Annotated in this window: 3 protein-coding genes and 1 pseudogene; 2 read left to right on the plus strand and 2 right to left on the minus strand. The window is 61.7% G+C overall.

Going from position 1 to position 2,574, the window contains the following annotated elements; translation table 11 throughout:
* Positions 1-554, plus strand: a 554-nt coding sequence (locus Q7U29_RS16580) for an NAD-dependent epimerase/dehydratase family protein (RefSeq protein ID WP_304743279.1), incomplete at its 5' end; no start/stop codon positions are given.
* Between the two features lie 72 nt (positions 555-626).
* Here Q7U29_RS16580 and Q7U29_RS16585 read toward each other — a convergent pair.
* Both Q7U29_RS16585 and Q7U29_RS16590 read right to left on the minus strand, forming a co-directional pair.
* Positions 627-1,496, minus strand: a complete 870-nt coding sequence (locus Q7U29_RS16585; protein WP_304743281.1) for a hypothetical protein — start codon at positions 1,494-1,496, stop codon at positions 627-629.
* A 637-nt stretch (positions 1,497-2,133) separates the two neighbouring features.
* On the minus strand, positions 2,134-2,415 hold the full coding sequence (locus Q7U29_RS16590) for a hypothetical protein (RefSeq protein ID WP_304743283.1): 282 nt from the start codon (positions 2,413-2,415) through the stop codon (positions 2,134-2,136).
* Between the two features lie 13 nt (positions 2,416-2,428).
* Between Q7U29_RS16590 and Q7U29_RS16595 the strand changes: the two are divergent.
* Positions 2,429-2,574, plus strand: a pseudogene (locus Q7U29_RS16595) (GDP-L-fucose synthase); the annotation flags it as partial.

A 2,574-nucleotide genomic window follows, 5' to 3' on the forward strand; every position in this document is an offset into this window, starting at 1 on the left:
TGACGGGGCCGCTGGAGCCGACCAACGAGCCCTATGCCATCGCCAAGATTGCCGGCATCAAGATGGTCGAGGCCTATCGCAGCCAGTATGGCTCCGACTTCATCAATGTGATGCCGACCAATCTGTACGGGCGCGGCGACAATTATCATCCGGAATACAGCCACGTCGTCGCCGCCCTGATCCGCCGCTTTCACGAAGCGAAGCTTGCCGGCGCAGGGAACGTCGTGGTCTGGGGCACCGGCACGCCGCGGCGGGAATTTCTCTATGTCGACGATATGGCCGATGCCTGCGTGCACCTGATGAAGACCTATTCCGGCGACGAGTTGGTCAATATCGGCACCGGCGAGGATATCACCATCGCCGAGTTCGCGCGCGTGGTCGCCGCCACGGTTGGATACACCGGCGGGATCAGCTTCGACACCTCGAAGCCCGACGGCACGCCGCGCAAACTGCTCGACGTCAGCCGCCTCGCCAAACTGGGCTGGCGCGCCAGCACCTCGCTCGAGGATGGCATCCGGCTGGCCTACCAGGCGTATCTCAGCGAAATGAAATGATCGCGAGGGCGGGTTCCATCTCTAGCGCCTGCCACGGAGGTACCGTGTCTCGCGGGATGCAGTCCAGCCCTGTCACGGAACTCCAAATCTCCCTAAAAGTCCGCCGTGCTCACTGGCAAGGGGTGTCGGCCCCGAGGCTGGATAGAGGTTGTCGTTTGTACGTTGACTTGCAGGCGTGCCGAGCGTTCGAGATCCGCCGGAAGCTGAACGGCCCATCCATCGTTCGTACAAGCGTTGAACCGCCTCTTCGCCGAAGATGGATCCGAAAAGGCCACCTCCGAGTATGCCGAGTGTGCCAAGCGCAATAGTGCCGGGACCCGGGACAGTCGATCCGCCGACCGCACCAGCGCCTCCGAGCAGCATCGCGCCCGTGGCAGCGGCACCGAGAACGCCGCCTGTCTGGCGGCCATACAAGCGCGCATTGGCGAGACCGGCGCCATAGGTGTCGCCTTGCGCGAGCTGCCGTTGCACCTCCCGCTGCGTGAGATGGTAGTCCAGCAATGCGCCGCCAAGCTGAAACGCAAGCCCTCCGGCCTGTAATGCCTTTCCAACCAAACGCGCGTTTTCGGTCAAGGCCTTACGCGCGGCGATCAATTCTCCGTAGCGCGCCGCTTGCCGTGCCTGACTACGCCCGCTAATTTTGTTGCGAGCCTTGATTTCGTCCGAGAAGTGCGTGTTGCCCGACCACGGTGACCATAGCCGGTAATCTAGATCGACTTGGACACCTCCTTGGCCATTCGGTATTGGCTGCAAGTTCACGCCGTAGCCGGGCCCGCTGAGGCCCATCTGCAAATTGCTGACCCTCCAGCCGTTCCGGGCCTTGATCTCATTTGCGGCATCAACAGTCGCGCTGTTTCCTTTAAGATGCAGAGAATTCGGCGCGTAGCCAAATTGGCCGGGGACGAGTTGCGGCGCCTGACGCGGCACTTTGTCGAGCTGCATGCGCGCGTTCTTAATTGCTTCCTCCGCTGGGGAAGAAATACTCACGGGCTTCCCATGTGAGCCAAAGTACGGCACGTATCGTCCATCCGCCGCCGGGTAGGCGGTCAACACGCCAAGGCCGGCGCCATACGGGGCGACGCCGCCAGCAGAAAGGAATGGATACAAAAGCGAGCCCGAATTCCTATTCCTGTTTTCACTCATTGCCTTCGCTCTCCTCGTCGGTTTCGGAAAATCGACCAGCCGCCTCTTCTTGAGACGTCTGGTTTAGTGGGTCGTTTGGGATCAGCTGTCAGGGTGTAACGTCGGCGCGCGGTCATGAAATCGTTCAGCGCGCGGCCGGCAGGAGGGGTTGAGCCCTTGCGAGGCCATCAAAGGCCGATTTGATTTGACGCGAACGCGGCAAAACACGCGTCTCCCCCGCGGGCATGCGGTCGCCGCTTCTCGTGAAGTACGCCGCGCAAGCGTCGATCTGTTGGGTCTGCAGCCGCAGCCCGCGCTTAGCTGGATTATCGGTAAAGTAGAAACTGCCCCGGCCAGGAAGTTGCGACGTATGAGATCATGTCGGCATGATCCGGTGTCGCGACGACAGTATGGTGCCGTGGCCTTCACTGCCGGGCCGGACGCCGAACCTTCTGTGCTACTCGATCAGGTGATGGGTTAAGCCCTCGCGAAACCCGTCGCCTTGCTTCACTGCCGTTCGCGCCACGCCGTCGCTGCGTTTCACCCGACCGGCGAACTGCGGAAGATGCCGTTGTCGGACACGGCCACGAGCATTGCAGATTGCGGGATGATGCAATTGTGCCGGTGATTTGCCCGACGTGTCAAAATATTTCTTGCGGACGATCGAAGCCACCAGCGCCCGCCGCTTACTATGCACGGTGTCGGTTTCGCGATTTTTGGTCCGGGTCTTGCCGTTCACCCCCGATATGGGGGGCGGGATCAGCTTCGACACCTCGAAGCCCGACGGCACGCCGCGCAAACTGCTCGACGTCAGCCGCCTCGCCAGGCTGGGCTGGCGCGCCAGCACCTCGCTAGAGGATGGCATCCGGCTGGCCTATCAGGCGTATCTCAGCGAACA

It is taken from the genome of Bradyrhizobium sp. (assembly GCF_030654605.1).
GTDB lineage: Bacteria > Pseudomonadota > Alphaproteobacteria > Rhizobiales > Xanthobacteraceae > Bradyrhizobium.